Origin of the sequence: Rhodopila sp., from assembly GCF_965277165.1 — a bacterium.
GTDB lineage: Bacteria > Pseudomonadota > Alphaproteobacteria > Acetobacterales > Acetobacteraceae > Rhodopila.
Genome location: NZ_CBDICE010000005.1, coordinates 1,096,090 through 1,115,730, shown reverse-complemented (window position 1 = coordinate 1,115,730; position 19,641 = coordinate 1,096,090). Strand labels below are relative to the sequence as shown.

Annotated in this window: 12 protein-coding genes; all 12 read left to right on the top strand. The window is 66.4% G+C overall.

Features of this window, described 5'->3' with window-relative positions:
• Positions 1–67: 67 nt before the first annotated feature.
• On the top strand, positions 68–1,231 hold the full coding sequence (locus ACQY4Y_RS05830) for an SMP-30/gluconolactonase/LRE family protein (protein WP_428489609.1): 1,164 nt from the start codon (positions 68–70) through the stop codon (positions 1,229–1,231).
• 300 nt (positions 1,232–1,531) lie between these two features.
• The gene (parE, locus tag ACQY4Y_RS05825) at positions 1,532–3,622 is read left to right on the top strand and encodes a DNA topoisomerase IV subunit B (protein ID WP_428489608.1); all 2,091 of its coding nucleotides are present in this window, start codon (positions 1,532–1,534) and stop codon (positions 3,620–3,622) included.
• Between the two features lie 276 nt (positions 3,623–3,898).
• On the top strand, positions 3,899–6,343 hold the full coding sequence (gene hrpB, locus ACQY4Y_RS05820) for an ATP-dependent helicase HrpB (RefSeq protein ID WP_428489607.1): 2,445 nt from the start codon (positions 3,899–3,901) through the stop codon (positions 6,341–6,343).
• 191 nt (positions 6,344–6,534) lie between these two features.
• Positions 6,535–7,671: a trypsin-like peptidase domain-containing protein gene (locus ACQY4Y_RS05815; protein WP_428489606.1), complete on the top strand. Its 1,137-nt coding sequence runs from the start codon at positions 6,535–6,537 to the stop codon at positions 7,669–7,671.
• 119 nt (positions 7,672–7,790) lie between these two features.
• Positions 7,791–8,474: a response regulator transcription factor gene (locus ACQY4Y_RS05810; protein ID WP_428489605.1), complete on the top strand. Its 684-nt coding sequence runs from the start codon at positions 7,791–7,793 to the stop codon at positions 8,472–8,474.
• A 312-nt stretch (positions 8,475–8,786) separates the two neighbouring features.
• Entirely contained in the window at positions 8,787–10,196 is a 1,410-nt protein-coding gene (locus tag ACQY4Y_RS05805; protein ID WP_428489604.1) for a sensor histidine kinase, read from the top strand.
• Between the two features lie 364 nt (positions 10,197–10,560).
• On the top strand, positions 10,561–12,726 hold the full coding sequence (locus ACQY4Y_RS05800) for a malate synthase G (protein WP_428489603.1): 2,166 nt from the start codon (positions 10,561–10,563) through the stop codon (positions 12,724–12,726).
• Between the two features lie 641 nt (positions 12,727–13,367).
• Positions 13,368–14,975, top strand: a complete 1,608-nt coding sequence (locus tag ACQY4Y_RS05795) for an ABC transporter substrate-binding protein (RefSeq protein ID WP_428489602.1) — start codon at positions 13,368–13,370, stop codon at positions 14,973–14,975.
• A 76-nt stretch (positions 14,976–15,051) separates the two neighbouring features.
• Positions 15,052–16,638 carry an ABC transporter substrate-binding protein gene (locus ACQY4Y_RS05790; RefSeq protein ID WP_428489601.1) on the top strand — a complete coding sequence of 529 codons (1,587 nt, stop codon included), beginning with the start codon at positions 15,052–15,054 and terminating at the stop codon, positions 16,636–16,638.
• Between the two features lie 64 nt (positions 16,639–16,702).
• Positions 16,703–17,659: an ABC transporter permease gene (locus tag ACQY4Y_RS05785; RefSeq protein WP_428489600.1), complete on the top strand. Its 957-nt coding sequence runs from the start codon at positions 16,703–16,705 to the stop codon at positions 17,657–17,659.
• Positions 17,660–17,674: 15 nt separating this feature from the next.
• Entirely contained in the window at positions 17,675–18,583 is a 909-nt protein-coding gene (locus tag ACQY4Y_RS05780) for an ABC transporter permease (RefSeq protein WP_428489599.1), read from the top strand.
• Between the two features lie 2 nt (positions 18,584–18,585).
• Entirely contained in the window at positions 18,586–19,641 is a 1,056-nt protein-coding gene (locus tag ACQY4Y_RS05775; protein WP_428489598.1) for an ABC transporter ATP-binding protein, read from the top strand.

Sequence of the window (19,641 nt, the reverse complement as noted above, 5' to 3'; positions counted from 1 at the left end):
GCCGCCGCGGATCGATCAAGGCCGACCGAAAGAAATCGGCGCCGCGGGGATCAAGGAGGAACCAACCATGATGCAGAAATTCAGCAACGTCGCTTATGCTATTGCGCTGGGCTTCGTGGCCGGCGTGGCGTCGCCCGGCGCCGCGTCAGCCCAAACCCAGCCGGGCCAAACCCCCGCAGCGCAGACCCAAGCTGGCACGCCCACGACGCCGACCGGGGGGGGCGCGGCCCCGATGACGGGCACGCCGCCGGGCGAGGCGGTACAACCCTGGGGCCTGCCTCCACCGCCCCCCGGCATCGGGCCGGTTTCGCAGTTCGCCGACATCCATGACACGCCGCAGGGCAAGTTCCTGGAGGGCGGCTCGTTCGACGATGCCGGCAATTTCTGGTTCGTCGCCATCGGCAGTGGATGGATTTCCTATCTGACGCCGCAGGGCAAGCTCGTCCCGGGGTTCAACTGCAACCCGCCGGCCTCGGTCGGCTTCGCCTGCGAGCCGCAGGGAACGCGATGGCACGACGGCAAGTTGTACCTGACCTCGCGCCATCTCGGCATCATGGTCTGGGACCCACAGACCAAGAAACTGAGCCCGCTGGTCACCACCTATCGCAACCAGTTGTTCAAGGGACCAAACGACCTCGACTTCGATGCCGAGGGCAATCTTTACTTCACCGATCCATGGGGCACCGGGGCCGGACCGGACGCCGCCGACCGAGCTGGCGCGGTTTATCAGTATTCCACCAGCGGCGTGCTGCGGCGGATTATTTCCACCGGCCAGTTCCCCAACGGCATCGCCGTCTCGCCGGATGACAAAACGCTCGCGGTCGCCGATTACGCCGCCAATCGAATGCTGTACTACTCCTTCCTGAGCGGGCCGAACGCAGCATGCACGCAGTGCGCCAACGATCCGGAGCACCAGACCTTCTCGTTCGCCACCTCGGGCAGCTTCAATCCCGGCAACGGCGGCCCCGACGGCATCCATTACGACGTGCACGGTGACCTTTGGGCGATGCTGGGTATCGGCGGGATCATCGAATACGACCCGCGCGGCGTCATCCTTGGCTATGTGCCGCTGCCGAACGGGGATGCCGCGGCGACCAATTTCTCATTCGGCGGTCCGAACAACCAATACATCTACATGGAGGGCGCGGTGACCGGCGTGGTCTATCGCTTCAAGGCGCCTTACCCCGGACTGGTCGGGCCTGGAGGCAAACGGCTTCCGGCGCAAAAATAGGCCGTCACCGGCTAGGGTGCCGCTGCCGGTTTGGCGGCGGCGCGGGACCGGTCAGTCGTGATGCCGAGCGTCTCGCCTGCTGGCCTTGGCCGGCGGGCGATACGTTCGGCTTGTGTGCGAAGCGTGAGGATCGCGGCGCGGCAGTCGCCGACCGGCGATGGAATCATGTTTGAGCCAGACGCCTGGCGGTCGAGCGCGATTGACGTCATCGGGATTTCCAACCGATGCCAAACGGCACAATGACGGTTGCCGAAGCCGGAGGCTGCCATGTAGGGTGCGACGGAGATTTGGGAACACAGCATGAACGATCTGTTCGGATCCGGGTCCGAAAAGTCTGGACCAAAGCCGCTTGCCCAGCGGGACGCCCAGCGCGGCGCCCAACGCGGCGCCCAGCCTGCCGCCCAGCCAAAACAAGCCGAGGCGGCGAAGCGCCTTCCCCCGCCAACCCGCGACGACTCGGACTACTCCGCCAAGGACATCGAGGTTCTGGAGGGGCTCGAACCGGTGCGCCGACGCCCAGGCATGTACATCGGCGGCACCGACGAGGCCGCCCTGCACCATCTGGCGGCGGAAATCCTCGACAACGCGATGGATGAGGCAGTGGCCGGCCATGCCAGCTTCATCGAAGTGTCCTTCGAGGACGGCAACTGGCTGACGGTGCGCGACAACGGCCGCGGCATACCGGTCGATCCGCATCCTCGGTTCAAGACCTTGAGTGCGCTGGAGGTGATCCTCACCACGCTGCATTCGGGCGGCAAGTTCGGCGGCAAGGCATACGCCACGTCGGGCGGCCTGCACGGCGTCGGCAGTTCGGTGGTCAACGCGTTGTCGGCGCAGATGGAGGTCGAGGTCGCCCGCGACCGAGTGCTGTGGAAGCAGTCCTATGCCCAGGGCAAGCCGCTCGGCAAGCTGATCAATGCCGGGCCGGTGCACAACCGCCGTGGCACCACCATCCGGTTCCGCCCGGACCCGGAGATCTTCGGCGCCCTGGCGTTCATCCCCAGCCGGCTGTACCGGCTGTGTCGCTCGAAGGCCTATTTGTTCCGCGGCGTCGAGATCCGCTGGACCTGCGCGGCCGCGCTGCTGAAAGGCGGCAAGGAGGATGTGCCGGCCGAAGCGGTGCTGCACTTCCCCGGCGGCCTGCGCGACAGCCTGGCCGCCGACATCGGTGAACTGGGCAAGGTGCTGCCGCAAATCTGGGCCGGCGAGGCGGCGCTGCCGGGCGAAGCGACCGGCAAGGTGGAATGGGCGGTGGTCTGGCTGGAGCAGGGCGATGGGTTCCTGCACTCCTACTGCAACACCGTGCCGACGGTGCAGGGCGGCACCCACGAGGCCGGGTTCCGAGCCGCGCTGGTGAAGGGACTGCGCGCCTGGGGCGAGCACCGCGGCAACAAGCGGGCGGCACAGATCATCGCCGACGATGTGCTGGACCCGGTGGCGGCAAAACTGTCGCTGTTCCTGCGCGACCCGCAGTTCCAAGGCCAGACCAAGGAGAAGCTGACCAGCGCCGAGGCCTCCCGATTGGTAGAAGGCGCGTTGCGCGACCGGTTCGACCATTTCCTGGCCGGCGATCCGGCGTCGGCCGACAATCTGCTGGCATTCGTGATCGAGCGTGCCGAGGACCGCATCCGGCGCAAGGAATCCAAGGACACCGCGCGCAAATCGCCGACCCGGCGGCTGCGGCTGCCGGGCAAGCTGACCGACTGCACGCGGGAGAACGCGGCCGAGACCGAGATTTTCCTGGTCGAGGGCGACTCGGCGGGCGGGTCGGCGAAACAGGCCCGCAACCGGGAAACCCAGGCGGTGCTGCCGTTGCGCGGCAAGATCCTGAATGTCGCCAGTGCGTCGGCCGACAAGCTGCGGCAGAACCAGGAGCTGAAGGACCTGATCGAGGCGCTTGGCTGTGGCGTTGGTGACCGTTTCGATCGGGCCAAGCTGCGCTACGGCCGGGTGATCATCATGACCGACGCCGATGTCGACGGCGCGCATATCGCGTCCTTGCTGATGACGTTCTTCTACAAGGAACTGCCGGAACTGGTGCGCAACGGGCATATCTACCTGGCGCAGCCGCCGCTCTACCGGCTTACTCAGGGCGCCAAGTCGATCTATGCGATGGACGACGCCGACCGCGAGCAGAAGATGCGCCGGGCGTTCAAGCCGGGCACCAAGGTGGAGGTCAGCCGCTTCAAGGGCCTCGGCGAGATGCCGCCGGCGCAACTGAAGGAAACCACGATGGATCCCGCCCGGCGGACGCTGCTGAAGGTGATGGCGATCCCGGAGCAGCGGGCCGCCACCAACGACCTGGTCGAGAGCCTGATGGGCCGGCGCCCGGAGCTGCGCTTCGCCTTCATCCAGGAGCGTGCGAAGACGGTGGAGGAGGTGGACGTTTGATGATCTTCCATAAATAGCGCGCTATCGCGAAGAGCGTCCAAATTGCACCCGGAAAACGCTGAAATGCGCTCCGGCAATGGCCGCTGGCTTGACGCCGAAGCTTTGGACCGGTTTCGCGGCAACGACTTTCGCGGCAACGACCGACATGCGGCAGGTTTAACGAAACAGTTGCGCCTCTACGCTGTGCGACCCCCAACGGAAGTACTCCACGCCCAGCCCAGCCCAGCCCAGCCCAGCCCATGACGAGACGCCGGCGACGGGCTATGACCCGTCGCCGTGCCCGACCTCGATCTGCCTGTCACCGATGCTCTCCCCCGCCTTGACGCCGCCCTGAGCGCCGGGCGCAACGTCCTCGTGGTGGCCCCGCCCGGCGCCGGAAAAACCACGCTGGTTCCGCTCGCCCTGCTCGACGCGCCGTGGCGCGGCGATCGCCGCATCTTGATGCTGGAGCCGCGCCGCCTCGCCACCCGGGCCGCCGCGACCCGCATGGCGTTCCTGCTGGACCAGCCGCTTGGCCGCACCATCGGCTACCGCACCCGCCTCGACGGCGCCGGGTCGGCCGAAACCCGCGTCGAGGTCATCACCGAGGGCCTGTTGCTGCGCCGCCTGCAATCCGATCCCGGGCTGGAAGACGTCGCCGCGGTGATCCTGGACGAGATCCATGAACGCTCGCTGGACTCCGACCTCGGCCTTGCCCTCTGCCTCGACCTGCAGCGCATGCTGCGCCCGGACCTGCGGCTGCTGGCGATGTCGGCCACCCCCGACGGCGGACGGCTGTCCGCACTGATGGCGGCCGAAGTGATCGAAAGCAGCGGCCGGAGGTTCCCGGTCACGGTCAAGCACCAGCCGCGCGACATCGCCCACATCCGTGAGCTGCCCGACGCCACGGCCCGCGCGATCCGCGCCGCGCTGGCCGAACACCCAGGCGACATCCTCGCATTCCTGCCGGGCATGGCCGAAATCCGCCGCACCCAATCCGCGCTCGAGGGCATCGGCGCCGAGGTCCTGCCGCTGCACGGCGACCTTCCCACCAAGGACCAGGACCGCGCCCTGCGCCAGGGCGAGACCCGCCGCGTCGTGCTGGCGACCTCGATCGCCGAAACCTCGCTCACCGTCCCCGGCGTTCGCATCGTCGTGGACGGCGGCTGGCGGCGCTCCCCCAGGCTCGACCCGGCAACCGGCCTGACCCGCCTGGCCACCGTACGCGTCTCGCGCGCCGCCGCCGACCAGCGCGCCGGACGCGCCGGGCGCGAGGCCCCGGGCATCGCCATCCGCGTCTGGTCCCCCGCTCTGCACCGAGGCCTCCCCGCCTTCGACCGCCCGGAAATCCTAGAAGCCGAACTCTCCGCCCTGGTGCTGGAATGCGCCGGCTGGGGCACCGCCCCCGTCGACCTCGCGTTCCAGGACCAGCCGCCAGCCGGCGCCTTGGCCGCCGCCGCCACGCTACTCAAGGACCTCGGCGCGCTCGACGAGCAGGACCGCATCACCCAAGCCGGCCGCGCCATGCTGCGGATCGGCGCCCACCCACGGCTTGCCGCCATGATGCTGGCCGCCGCCGGAGTCGAACAGGCCGCCCTGGCCGCCGACCTCGCCGCCTTGCTGGAAGAGCGCGACCCGCTGCGCGCCCAGCACGCCGCGGCGGGCAGCTCAGCCGACATCGCCAGTCGCCTCGCCGCCATCGCACATGGCGACCCCACCGCCGATCGCGGCGCGCTGAACCGCATTCGCCAGACCGCCGGCCAGTATCGCCGTCGCATCGGCCTTGCCTCCGGCGCGCCAGCCGCCGGCCAGCCTGGGCCGTTGCTCGCCGCGGGGTTCCCCGACCGCATCGCCCAACGCCGCGGCGAACCAGGGTCGTTTCGCCTGTCCGGCGGCGGCAGCGCGCGGCTGCCGATCACCGACCCGCTCGCCAAGGCCGGGCTGCTGGTCGCCGCGTCGCTGGAACTGAAGACCGCGTCGCGCATCCGCCTGGCGGCCACGCTCGACCCTGACGCACTGCCCGCCGCGCTTGCCGCGCGGGTAACCGAACAGGTGGAATCCAGCTTCGATCCGGTGGCCGGAACGGTGCTGGCCCGGCGTCGCCGCCGCCTGGGCGCGCTGATTCTGTCGGACCGGATGGAACAAGGTGACCCGGCGCGGATCGCCCAGACCCTCGCCGCCGTCACCGCCGAACGCGACCTGCGCCCGCTGCCGTGGACCGACGCCAGCCGTCAGCTCCAGGTTCGGGTCGCCCTGATGCGGCAAATTGAAACCGACGCCGGCTGGCCGGACATCGATGACGCCGCCCTGAAAGCCACTGCCCAAGACTGGTTGCCGCCATATTTGTCGAATATCACCCGCTTGTCAGACCTGGAGAAACTCGACCTGCACGCCATGCTGACCGACCGATTGCCACGCCACCTGCTGGCACGCCTGGACCGCGAGTTGCCGACGCAACTGCCGCTTCCGGCCGGCCGCGCGGCGATCGACTACACCGGCTCGCCGCCGCTGGCCTCGGCCAGGGCGCAGGCATTCTATGGCCTGGCGACCACCCCGGTCCTGGCCGGCGGCCGGGTCCCGCTGCGTTTGGCGCTGCTGTCCCCCGCCGGACGCCCGATTGCGGTTACCGCCGACCTCGGCAAATTCTGGAAAGGCGCCTGGGCGGATGCCAGGCGCGACATGCGCGGACGCTATCCCAAGCATCACTGGCCGCAAGACGGCGCCGAACCAACTGAAAACTGATCCATGAACCAGCCGCACGGATTCTTGTTACAGCCTCGGCGCCGTGCCATGTGGTTGCTGATACCAGCCGACGTCCCGGAGTGCCACCTCTGACCATGCCAGCCGCTTCCCATCCCGTCCGGCCGATCCCGATGCGCTGGCAACCGCAGGGTTGGCAACCGACGCGTTGGAAATCGATGCGTTGGAAGTCGATGCCCGGGCGCCCGATGCCCTGGCGCTCGATTCCCGGGCGCCCGATTCCCTGGCGCCCGGTGCACTGGCGTCCAGTGCATTGGCAGCGGTTGTTGCAATGCGGTGTGCTGGGTCTGGCGCTGTCATCGGCCGGTTGCACACCGCAATCCGCCATTGCCCGTGCCGCGCCGCAGAGCTTCTCCCCCTTGGTGAAGAAGGTGCTGCCGGCGGTGGTGAACATCGCCGTCACCGAAACCGTTTCCGGCGGCGACATGCTCAGCCAATTGCCGCCGGAATTGCGCGACACCCCGCTGGGCCGGGAGTTCCGCCGCCGCTTCGGCAACCGACGTGAGCAAGTGGCCGGCGCCGGATCGGGCTTCATCATCGATCCCTCCGGCATCATCGTCACCAACAATCACGTAGTCGATCACGCCGACAAGATCATCGTCTCGCTGACCGATGGCCGCCGTCTGCCGGCCACCGTGATTGGCCGCGACGAACTGACCGATGTCGCCGTGATCAAGGTGAAAAGCGCCGAACCGCTGCCCGCCGTGACCTGGGGCGACTCCCGCCGGGCCGAAGTCGGCGACTGGATCATCGCCGCCGGCAACCCGTTTGGCCTCGGCGGATCAGTCTCCGTCGGCATCATCTCGGCCGAGGGCCGAGACCTCGGTTCCGGTCCGTTCGATAATTTCCTGCAGTTGGACGCCCCGATCAATCCCGGCAACTCAGGTGGCCCGGTGTTCAACATGCAAGGCCAGGTGATCGGCGTCAGTTCGGTGATTGTCTCACCCACCGGCGCCTCGGTCGGCATCGGCTTCGCCATCCCCAGCCAGGCGGTCAGCCGCACCGTGACCCAGCTTCTGACCACCGGCTCCATCGCTCGCGGCTGGCTTGGCGTTTCGGTGGAAGACCGCGACGACGGCGTGACCATCGCCAGTCTCGAACGCAGCGGACCGGCCGCCAAGGCCGGAATCCGAGCCGGCGATATCGTTGTCGCGGTTAACGGCGATAAGATCGACAGCTCTCGCGGGTTGATCCGTGCCGTCGCGGTGGTGCCCCCGGGCAACGGCGTGCGGCTGACCATCCGGCGTCAGGGACACGAAATTCAAGTTCCGGTCACCGTCGGGCGCCGGCCGCCCGAACAAGCCGGTTAGTTGGCGCCGGTTAGTTGGCAGTAGTGAAAGGCGCGTCGCTAGTGTGCTGGTTCCGAAGTCCGCCGTGAACTTCCGAACCGGGACACCAGCATCGAATCGTGGCAGCAAAGGAGACCAACATGCGCATCCTGGTGGTCGAGGATGATAAGGACGTCGCCGGCTTCGTAGTGCGGGGCTTGCGTGAGGCCGGCCACGTGGTGGAACATGCCGACAACGGCCGTGACGGGCTGTTCATGGCCGCCAGCGAAAGCTTCGACGCGGTGGTGCTCGACCGGATGCTGCCCGGCGGCATCGATGGTCTGAAGATCCTGGAAACCCTGCGCGGCCAGAAGAACACCGTGCCGGTGCTGATCCTGTCCGCCATGGCCGAGGTCGACGACCGGGTGAAAGGCCTCAAGGCCGGCAGCGACGACTACCTGACCAAACCATTCGCGTTCGCCGAACTGCTGGCCAGGGTGGAAGCGCTGAACCGCCGCGGCAAGGGTGAGGGTCCGGTCACCAAGCTGGTGGTCGAAGACCTCGAGCTCGACCTGCTGTCGCGTCAGGTCAAACGATCGGGGCAGAAGATCGACCTGCAACCGCGCGAGTTCCGCCTGCTGGAATACCTGATGCGCCACGCCGGCCAGGTGGTGACCCGTACCATGCTGCTGGAAGGCGTCTGGGACTACCATTTCGATCCGCAGACCAACGTGATCGATGTGCACGTCTCGCGCCTGCGCCAGAAGGTCGACAAGCCATTCCCGACCGGGCTGATCCATACCGTGCGTAACGCCGGCTATATGTTGCGGGCCGAACAGCCATAGTATCCAATCGCAGGGAAGCACCGAAACGCGGAGCGTCCACAATTCCCGCCGCCAAGCGTCCACGATCGGGCCGCCTGAACCGGATACCCGAAAAGTAGCGGCGTATCGCGCGTCCCTGATGCGCGATAGTAGTGTCGGCTCACGTCGCGCGCGGCCGACACGGCCGGCGGCGAACCGCTCGGCCAGAACGCAACAGAGCATGCCGGTGCTTCAAGCGCTTACCCCCACGCTGATGACAAAACCTGCCGTATTGGGACTCAACGGCAAGCGATTGGCCGTAACCGCGGCCGACGGCAAGCGATTGACCGGCTGATGCTCGACCGCGAATTTTACCGCTCGGCCGGCTTCCGATTCGGCGCTATCTACGCCCTTCTGCTGGCGCTCAGCGCAACGGCCCTGGCGATCTTCCTGTGGTGGGCGACCGCCGGGCTGCTCGACCGCCAGACCGAGGCCGCGATCAACGCCGACGCGCAGGGCCTGGCCGAACATTGGGCCGAGGGCGGCCTTCCCGCCCTTGTCGTCACCATCGAGGACCGTCTGGCGCAGAATATCGACGACGACGCCATCTACCTGCTGGTTAACCCCAACATGAAGCGGATCGCCGGCAATCTGGCCAGTTGGCCGCCGTCGGTGACCGAAACCGGAACCTGGTACGGTCTGCCGGTGATGCGGGCCGGGATGAAGTCGCTGGCCGACGTGCAGCGCTACGAGCTTCCCGGCGGCTATCACCTGCTGATCGGGCGCGACATCCAGGTGCGCACGCAGTTGCGCACCCTGCTGACCGACGCCCTGCTCTGGGCGGTGGTCGTCGTGCTGCTGATGGCGACCGCGGGCGCGCTGGTGGTGCGCAGCCTGTTCCGCCGCACCCTGGCCAACGTCTCGGCCACCGCCGCCGCGATCGCCGGCGGCGACTTCGCCCAGCGGGTCAGGCTGACCGGCCGCGGTGACGAGTTCGACCAGGTCGCCGAGGTCATCAACGACATGCTGGACCGGATCGGCCGGCTGATGGATGGCGTCAAGCAGGTCTCCAACGCCATCGCCCACGATCTGCGCACCCCGATCACCCGCGCCCGCACCCGCCTCGAGGACGCCGCGCTGCACGCCGAAACACCGGCCGACCTGCGGGCCGCGATCGAGCGCGCCACGCAAGACCTCGACGGCATCGTCGCGGTGTTCCAGGCGCTGCTGCGGATCGCCGAGATCGAGGCCGGGTCCCGCCGCTCGTCGTTCGCGCGTCTCGACCTTGCCCCGCTGCTGGACGAGGTCGTCGACCTGTATGGCGCGGTCGCCGAGGAACGCGGCATCGCCCTGACTCTGCAGGCGCCTGAAGCGGTGCCCGCCTATGGCGACAAGGAGATGATCCAGCAGGCGATCGCCAACCTGGTCGACAACGCGGTCAAATTCTCACCCGAGGGCAAGGCGGTCGACCTGACGGCGGTGATTTCGTCGGCGGTCCTGATCACCGTCGGCGACCACGGTCCAGGCATCGACCACGACGAGCGCGAGCAGGCGACCGACCGCTTCTACCGCGGCGAATCCGCCCGCAGCACGCCGGGATCGGGGCTTGGACTGTCACTGGTCCTTGCCGTGGCCCACCTGCATGGCGGCGAACTGCGCCTGGAGGACAACCGTCCCGGACTGCGCGCCGTGCTGGTCTTGCCGCTGCCCGAGGACGGGGACAACCCCGGCAGGATCCGCCGGGTTTCCGATACAAGGGATTGACCCCGGACAGCGGGATTTCACCCAGATCGACCCACAGCTACCCGTGGCCTCACCGCGAGCCGGGCCCGGGCGGAACAAACAAGCGGGGCGGAACAAAAAAGCGGCGCCCAAAAAAGCGGCGCCCTGGGGCGCCGCTCAAGTTTGGGGGGGAAACGTCACGCGAATGAGGCCTAGCCATCATCCGCACCCGGCAGATTGGGCGGGGGATCGGCATGTCAAGCTCACCTCGGCAAGCAGATCGCGCGGCTGTGCTCCGCTGTCGACTGATAGCGATATCGCCATCACGGCGGCGGGGTGGCCCGGGCAACGATTCGGTCGTATATCGGCATCCTTAGCACTTTTCCGCCCGTCAGGAGGCATCTTTATGAACTATGTCGAGTCCGCCGGCCTCCGCATCGCCAAGCCACTATACGATTTTGTTAACACGGAAGCCTTGCCGGGCACCTCAATCACCGCCGATGCGTTCTGGCGCGGCTACGCCGCCTTGCTGGCTGACCTGGGGCCGCGTTGCCGGCACCTGCTGGATCAGCGCGACAGCATGCAGCGCCAGATCGACGCGTGGCACCTCGCCAACAAGGCAAGGCCTGCCAACGCCGATGCCTATCTCGGTTTCCTGCGCGACATCGGCTATCTGGTCCGTGATCCATCCGCGGTCGCGGTCAGCACCGCCGACGTCGACCCCGAAATTGCCATCCTGGCGGGTCCGCAACTTGTCGTGCCGGTAACCAATGCCAGGTATGCGCTGAATGCGGCCAACGCCCGCTGGGGCAGCCTGTATGACGCGCTCTACGGCACCGACGCCATCCCGGAAGACGGCGGCGCGACCCGTGGCCCCGGCTACAACAAGGTCCGCGGCGATCGCGTCGTGGCCAAGGCTCGCGCCATCCTCGACAGCGCCGCGCCGCTTGTCGCCGGCAGCCACGCCGATGTCGCAGCATACGCCGTGCGCGACGGCGCCTTGTCCGTCAGCCTGCGCGGCGGCGCAACGACCGGGCTGAAACACCCCACGCAGTTCGCCGGCTACCAGGGCGAGGCGTCGGCGCCATCGAGCGTGCTGTTGAGGCACAACGGCTTGCATCTCGACATCGTCATCGACCGCGGCAACCCGATCGGCAAGCACGACCCGGCCGGCGTGGCTGATCTGATCATCGAGGCGGCGCTGACCACGATCCAGGATTGCGAGGATTCGATCGCCGCCGTCGATGCCGACGACAAGGTGCTGGCCTACCGCAACTGGCTCGGCCTGATGAACGGCACGCTGGCGGACACCTTCGAGAAGGCCGGTCAGATGATGACCCGCAAGCTCAACCCCGACCGCCACTACACCAAACCCACCGGCGGCAGCCTGTGGCTGTCCGGGCGCAGCCTGATGCTGATCCGCAATGTCGGTCACCACATGTACACCGATGCGGTACTCGATCCCGCCGGCGCCGAAACCCCGGAAGGCTTTCTCGACGCCGCGGTCACCTCGCTGCTGGCGATGCACGATCTGAACGCCAAGGGCCCGATCAGGAACAGCCGAGCCGGGTCGGTCTATATCGTGAAGCCGAAAATGCACGGCCCCGAAGAGGTCGCGCTCACCGCCGAGCTGTTCAGCCGCGTCGAACACATCCTCGGGCTCGCGCCGAACACCCTGAAAATGGGCATCATGGACGAGGAAAGACGCACCTCGGCCAATCTGGCTTCCTGCATCGCCGCCGCCGCGCAACGTGTGGTGTTCATCAACACCGGCTTCCTGGACCGCACCGGCGATGAAATCCACACCTCGATCGAAGCCGGCCCGATGATCCGCAAGAACGACATGAAGGGCACCACCTGGATCAAGGCCTACGAGGAGCAGAACGTCGATATCGGGCTTGAATGCGGCCTGCGCGGCAAGGCCCAGATCGGCAAGGGGATGTGGGCGGCCCCGGATCGAATGGCCGACATGCTGGCGCAGAAGGTGGCCCATCCAATGGCCGGGGCCAACACCGCCTGGGTTCCCTCGCCCACCGCCGCCACCCTGCACGCGCTGCACTACCACCAGGTGGACGTCGCCGCTCGACAGACCGAGCTCGCCAGGCGCGCGCGCGCCCCGCTCACCGATCTGCTCGCCATCCCGCTGGCCGAGGGCCAGAACTGGTCGGCCGACGATCTGCGCCAGGAACTGGACAACAACTGCCAGGGCATCCTCGGCTACGTGGTGCGCTGGATCGACCAGGGCATCGGCTGTTCCAAGGTGCCGGACGTCCACGATGTCGGCCTGATGGAGGACCGCGCGACGCTGCGCATTTCATCCCAGCACATCGCCAACTGGCTGCATCATGGCGTGGTCACCAAGGCCGAGGTGACCGAGGCCTTGCAGCGCATGGCCCTGGTCGTCGACCGCCAGAACGCCGGCGATCCGCTGTATCGGCCAATGGCGCCCGGCTTCGATGGCGTGGCGTTCAAGGCGGCCCGCGATCTGATCTTCGATGGCCGCACCCAGCCCAACGGTTATACCGAGTTCATCCTGCACCGCCGCCGGCGAGAGGCGAAGGCGGCTGCCTGACTCGGCTGTGCGGGGGGCTCCCTGATGAACCCCGGCTGTTTAGGGCAGCGTCGCTGTAGCCCGCGCCCGAGCCCCGCACATCGCGGCCATTAAACCTAGGGGCCGCGATCAGGCATTGGGATCAAGGCGCTTCGCCAGCGCCAGGTGATGCTGGTGCGTCGGCAGCAGCTCTTGCGCAAAGGCATTCACATCCAAACCCGACCCGAAACAACGTCCCGGCGTTTGACACCGCGACCTACAAACTGCGCGACCTGATCGAGCGCACCCTCGCTCATCAGAAGGACTGGCGCCAGGTTGCAACCCGTTATGAAAAGCTCGCCCACAACTTCTTCTCGACGGTCGGCCTGTCGGCCATCATCATCTGGTGGCCCTGAAGTCGGGTCCGGAGCCTGGCACCACGCTTGCCACCCCAAGGTCTGGCCGGCCCATGATGAACAGTCGCGGCCAAGTTGCGTATATATCTTAGCCCGTCCTCGCCCGGGACGCCTACAGAAACGGCGTTCTCCGAACCGGCGGACGTCAGACGCCACAAAATTGCTCAGTCCCCCTGGCCCAGCGCCAGGGTTTTCGCCTCACCCCGGCGGTGGTACGGATAATGCACTCAACAAGCCTCGTTGCCCGCATGCACGAGGATCCCGCTGTTGCGCCTGCTCCACCCGCTCCGCCGGTTGCGTCCGCTGATCCTGACGATCGCCGCGTCGGCCCTGCTCGTGTTCACCCACCCGGCGGCACAGGCCCGCGGCGGCACCCTGACCGTGGCGATGACCGCCGGCGACATTCCGGTGACCACCGGCAACCCCGACCAGGGCTTCGAGGGCTATCGTTTCGTTGGTTACAATCTCTACGACTCGTTGCTGCTCTGGGATCTGTCGAAGGCCGACAAGGCGTCGGAGATCCGCCCCGGCCTGGCGACCTCATACGAGATCGATCCAAATAACCATAAGCGCTGGATCCTGCATCTGCGCGACGGGGTTACCTGGCACGACGGCTGCAAATTCACCGCCGATGATGTGGTCTGGAATTTTTCCTTCCGTACCGATCAGAAGGCGCCGTACTTCTCGCCGCAGCAATTCGCCTTCACACGAAGCTTCATGACAAACGTCAAGTCGGTTTCCAAGATCGACGACCATACCGTCGCCATCGAAACAAACTTCGTCGAATCGTTGTTTCCCTACAGCCTCAGCTACATCATGATGATCAGCCCCTGCCGAGCCAAGGCGCTGCACTACGATTGGGCACAGTACGCGCAGCATCCCTCCGGCACCGGACCCTACAGGTTCGATCGCATGGTGCCGCATCAGCGGCTGGAACTGGTGCCGAACTTCCAGTACTGGGACAAGTCGCGCATCCCGCAGCAGGACAGGCTGGTGCTGATCCCGATGCCGGAAGCCTCGACCCGCACCGCCGCCCTGCTCGCGGGGCAGGTCAATTGGATCGAGGCGCCGTCGCCCGATGCGATCCCGCGGCTGAAATCCGCCGGCATGCGCATCGTCACCAACGTCTACCCGCATGACTGGCCGTACATGCTGAACTTCGTGCGCGGCCCGTTCAAGGACCTGCGGGTGCGACAGGCGGCCAACTACGCGATCAACCGCAAGGACGTCGTCGAGCTGCTGGACGGCACCGCGATGCCCGAGTACGACGTCGTGCCGCCAAGCATGCCGTACTACGGCAATCCGCCGAAATATCACCACGACCCGGCGAAGGCTCGCGCTCTGCTGAAGGAAGCCGGCTGCCTGCCGTGCAAGGTGACGTTCGCCATCTCGACCTCGGGCTCCGGCCAGATGCAGCCGCTGCCGATGAACGAGCTAGTGAAATCGCAGATGGAAGAGGCCGGCTTTCAGGTGACCATCAAGCCGATGGACTGGAACGCGCTGCTCGATGTCTACCGTGCCGGCGTGGACAAGTATCCCGACTACGACGGTCTCAACTTCTCCCGTGGCTTGCTCGATCCGGTCAACGCCATCATCAAGCTGGTGGGCAAAGCCTATTGGGCACCGGCGGGGTCCAACTGGGGGCACTACGAAAACCCCCAGGCCGAGGTCCTGATCACCAAGATCTTCAACGAATTCGACGCCGACAAACGACTGGCGCTGCTGACCCAGTTGCATGAGCTGGAAGGCCGCGACGCCGTCATGATCTTCGTCGTGCACGACCTCAACCCGCGGGCGATGTCGCCAAAGGTGCATGGCTTCGTGCAGGCGCAAAGCTGGTTCCAGGATCTGACCCCTGTTTCGGTATCCCCCTGAGCCGTTGGCAACCATGCCGGGGTGCCGCGGGCGGCAGGACAACACCGCGGCATGAAGGCCTTGCTGGAGATAGATGGTGAAACGTAATATATTGGCGCGTGCCCTGGTGGCCGTCCTCGGCCTGTTCGCGATGGGCGCGACGGGCGCGCGGGCCGGCGGAACCTTGATTGTCGGCATGACCGCCGGCGACCTTCCGGTGACCACCGGCAACCCCGATCAGGGCTTCGAAGGCTATCGTTTCGTTGGCTACAACCTGTATGACTCACTGGTGCTGTGGGACCTGTCGAAATCCGACAAGGCCTCGGACATCAAGCCTGGCCTTGCCACCGCATGGCATATCGACCCGAACGACCATAAGCGCTGGATCTTCACCTTGCGCCAGGGCGTGAAGTGGCAGGATGGCTGTCCGTTCACCGCCGACGATGTGCTGTGGAACCTCGGCTATTCCGACGATCCGAAAGCGCCGCAGTTCAATCCTGCGCAGTTTGCCCAGGCGCGATCCTACCTCGGCAACTTCGCCGGGGTCAGCAAGATCGACGATCACACCGTCGCTTTTGAGACCACCGTGCCTGACTCGCTGTTTCCCTACGAGATCAGCTACGTCATGATGATCAGCCCCTGCCGGGCGAAAGAAGCAAAATACAACTGGGGCGAATACGCCAAGCACCCGTCCGGCACCGGCCCCTACCGCTTCGCCCGCGAGGTCCCGCACCAGCGGATGGAGATGGTCCCCAACAAGGACTACTGGGACCAGGCGCGGGTGCCGAAGCAGGACAAGCTGGTGCTGATCCCGATGCCCGAAGCCTCCACCCGTACCGCCGCCCTGCTGTCCGGCCAGGTGAACTGGATCGAGGCGCCATCGCCCGATGCCATCGCTCGGCTCAAATCCGCTGGCATGCAGATCATCACCAACACCTATCCGCACAACTGGACCTATCAGCTTAATTTCGTGAAAGGCCCGTTCACCGATCTTCGCGTCCGTCAGGCGGCGAATTACGCGCTCAACCGCGGGGACATGAAGGAACTGCTGAACGGGCTGATGCTCGAGGGCTTCTCCACCGTTCCGCCGTCGACGCCCTACTACGGGCATCCCAAGCTCTACAAATACGACCCGGCCAAGGCGAAGGCGCTGCTGAAGGAAGCCGGCTGCGTGCCCTGCAAGGTGACATTTGCGATCTCGACCTCGGGCTCCGGTCAAATGCAGCCGCTGCCGATGAACGAGCTGGTGAAATCGCAAATGGAGGCTGTCGGCTTCCAGGTCACCCTGCAGACCATGGACTGGAACGCGCTGCTGGATATCACCCGAGCCGGGGTCGACAAATATCCCGACATCAGCGGCATCAACGTCAGCCGCCAGACGCAGGATCCGTTCAACGCGCTGATCCGCCACGTTTGGTCCAAGCAGTGGGCGCCCAAGGGCAGCAACTGGGGCCACTACAAGGACGCCGCCACCGACAAGCTGTGCGACGAGATTTTCGCCGAGTTCGACGACACCAAGCGTCTGGCCCTTTTGACCCAGCTGAACGAGAAGATGAACGCGAACGCCGTGCTGATCTTCGTCGCCCATGACCTCAACCCGCGGGCCTTGTCGCCCAAGGTGCATGGCTTCGTTCAGGCGCAGAGCTGGTTCCAGGACCTGACCCCGGTCAGCGTTTCGCCATGAGCCACAAGGCGCGGGCCAGCCGCACCCCGCCGGTCTCCCCGTTTGGTGAAGGAGAGCCTCGCGCGTGATCCGCTACATCCTGCGACGCATCCTCTACGCCATCCCCATCGCCATCGGCGTCAGCGTGGTGTGTTTCTCGCTTGTCTACATCGCACCGGGCGACCCGCTGGAGACCGTAATGCCGCCGGACGCGACGGCGGAAACCATCGCCATCGTCAAGCACGCCTATGGCTTCGACAAGCCGATCCCGGTCCAGTACGTCATCTGGCTCGGTCGTGTGTTGACGGGTGATTTCGGCGTCTCGATCTCGACCCGCCGGCCGGTCATCCTGGAGGTCTCCAACGCCCTGGCCAACACCGCGCTGCTTTGCGTTTTCGCCGTCCCGCTCTCGTTCTTCCTCGGCTACGGAATGGGCGTTGTGGCCGGCTGCTTCCCCGGCCGCTGGATTGACCGGGTGGTCACCGGTGCTGCCGTGGTCGGCGTCAGTGTGCCGAACTACTGGCTCGGGATCGTCCTGGTGATCGTCTTCGCCGTCGAATACATGGTGCTGCCGGCCACCGGCATGGGGCCGAACGGGTCCGCCGGCTTTAACATCCTGCAGTGGAGCAACGCGAAGTTCCTCGTCCTGCCGGTCATCACCTTGGCCATGATCCCGATCGGCATCCTGGCCCGCACCACCCGCGCCGCGGTGGCCGAGGTGCGCAACCAGGACTTCGTGCAGACCTTGCGGGCCAAGGGCCTGTCCGAGTGGGCGGTGACGCGGCACGTGCTGAAGAACGCAATGCCGCAGGTCATGGCGGTGATGGGCCTGCAGTTCGGCTACCTGCTGGGCGGCTCGATCCTGGTAGAGACCGTGTTCACCTGGCCGGGCAGCGGCTTCCTGCTGAGCAACGCGATCATCAACCGCGACGTGCCGGTGCTGCAGGGCACCATCCTGGTGCTGTCGCTGATCTTCGTCGTCACCAACCTGGTGGTCGATCTGCTGCAGTCGCTGATCGACCCCCGCATCAGCCGCACCTGAAGCGGAGCACAACCCATGGCCGATGGTATCGCCCTGACCGGCTCGCCGGACAGCTTCGAGGAACAGGTCGCCCCGGCGACCCGCATCCGCAGCTACTGGCAGTCGGTTGGCTTCCGCCTGCGTCACGACAAGGCCACCCTGATCTTCGGCGCCATCGTGCTGCTGATCGTATTGGCGGCAGTATTCGCGCCGCTGGTGGCGCCGTTCGATCCCTATAAGGAAAGCATCATCGGCCGCCTGAAGCCGTTCGGCTGGCGCGGCCATCTGCTGGGCACCGACGAACTCGGCCGCGACATGGTGACGCGGCTGATCTACGGCGGGCGCGTCTCCTTGCTGATGGGCGTGGTGCCGGTGCTGATCGCCTCGACGATCGGCGGCGGCCTCGGTGTGTTCGGCGGCTTCACCGGCGGGCGCACCAACACCGCCATCATGCGCACGATGGACGTGTTCTATGCATTCCCCTCGGTGCTGCTGGCGGTCGCCGTCGCCGGCGCGATGGGCGGCGGCATCCTCAACGGCATGCTGGCGCTGACCCTGGTGTTCATCCCGCCGATGTGCCGCGTCGCCGAGACCGCGACGACGCAGGTCCGCTCGCTCGACTTCATCGAGGCCGCGCGCGCCAGCGGCGCCAGCACCTTCGTCATCATTCGCTACCACGTGCTGGGCAACGTGCTGGGCGCGGTCTTCATCTATGCGTCGTCGCTGGTCAGCGTCAGCATCCTGCTCGCCTCCGGCCTGTCGTTCCTGGGCCTCGGTGTCCGCCCGCCGGTGGCGGACTGGGGCCTGATGCTCAGCACCTTGCGACAATCGATCTACGTCGTACCCATCGTCTGCGCGCTGCCCGGCGTGGCGATCTTCATCACCTCGATGTGCTTCAATCTGGTCAGCGATGGTCTGCGCGCGGCCATGGACGTGCGGATGTGACCATGGACCTCTCGGCCCCCGAATCCCTCGATCCGCGTGACCGCGGCGGCCCCATGCAGCCGCTGCTGATCGCCACCGATCTGAAGAAGCATTTTCCGGTCAAGGGCGTGCCCGGCAAGTCGGTGCAGGCGGTGGACGGCATTTCGTTCACTGTCCGTAAGGGTGAGACCCTGGGCATCGTCGGCGAATCCGGCTGCGGCAAATCCACCCTGGCGCGACTGCTGCTGCACCTGCTGGTGCCGACGTCCGGGAACCTCGTATTCGATGGCGACATGGTCGCCGCCCCGGACGGCATCGCCGTCGACGCCCTGCGCCGCCAGGTGCAGATGGTGTTCCAGGACTCCTACTCGTCGCTCAACCCCCGCATGCCGATCCGCGATTCCGTCGCCTTCGGCCCGTTCGTCCAGGGCAAGCCGAAAACCCAGGCACGCGACATCGCCCGCGACATCCTGGGAAGGGTCGGACTGAACCCGGACCTGTTCGGACCCCGCTACCCGCACGAGCTGTCCGGCGGCCAGAAACAGCGCGTCAACATCGCCCGTGCGCTGGCAACCGGGCCGCGCATGGTGATCCTGGACGAGCCGGTCTCGGCGCTGGACAAGTCGGTCGAGGCGCAGGTGCTGAACCTGCTGCGCGCGCTCAAGCGGCAGTTCAACCTGACCTTTGTCTTCATCAGCCACGACCTGAACATCGTGCGCTACATCAGCGACCGCGTGCTGGTGATGTATCTCGGCCGTGTCGTCGAGCTCGGCCCGTCGGACGCGATCTTCGAGCACCCCCGGCATCCCTATACCCGTGCCCTGCTCGCTTCCCGCCCGTCGATGGATCCGGCCCATCGGATCCAGGAGGCGCCGATCACCGGCGACCCGCCCAATCCGATCGATCCGCCCACCGGATGCCGCTTCCATACCCGCTGCCCCTTCGCCGAACCCATCTGCGCGTCGAAGGATCCCACCCTTGGCGCCTGGGAGGGACCCGACTCGCACGTTGCCGCCTGCCTGATGACCGATCCAAGGTCAGGGCATAGCCGTGCGCCACAGGATGCCGGGAGTGCCTGA

Coding starts and splice junctions, on each gene's coding strand:
- ACQY4Y_RS05830 (WP_428489609.1), top strand. CDS start 68: ATGATGCAGAAATTCAGCAACGTCGCTTATGCTATTGCGCTGGGCTTC.
- parE (WP_428489608.1), top strand. CDS start 1,532: ATGAACGATCTGTTCGGATCCGGGTCCGAAAAGTCTGGACCAAAGCCG.
- ACQY4Y_RS05815 (WP_428489606.1), top strand. CDS start 6,535: ATGCCCGGGCGCCCGATGCCCTGGCGCTCGATTCCCGGGCGCCCGATT.
- ACQY4Y_RS05810 (WP_428489605.1), top strand. CDS start 7,791: ATGCGCATCCTGGTGGTCGAGGATGATAAGGACGTCGCCGGCTTCGTA.
- ACQY4Y_RS05805 (WP_428489604.1), top strand. CDS start 8,787: ATGCTCGACCGCGAATTTTACCGCTCGGCCGGCTTCCGATTCGGCGCT.
- ACQY4Y_RS05800 (WP_428489603.1), top strand. CDS start 10,561: ATGAACTATGTCGAGTCCGCCGGCCTCCGCATCGCCAAGCCACTATAC.
- ACQY4Y_RS05780 (WP_428489599.1), top strand. CDS start 17,675: ATGGCCGATGGTATCGCCCTGACCGGCTCGCCGGACAGCTTCGAGGAA.
- ACQY4Y_RS05775 (WP_428489598.1), top strand. CDS start 18,586: ATGGACCTCTCGGCCCCCGAATCCCTCGATCCGCGTGACCGCGGCGGC.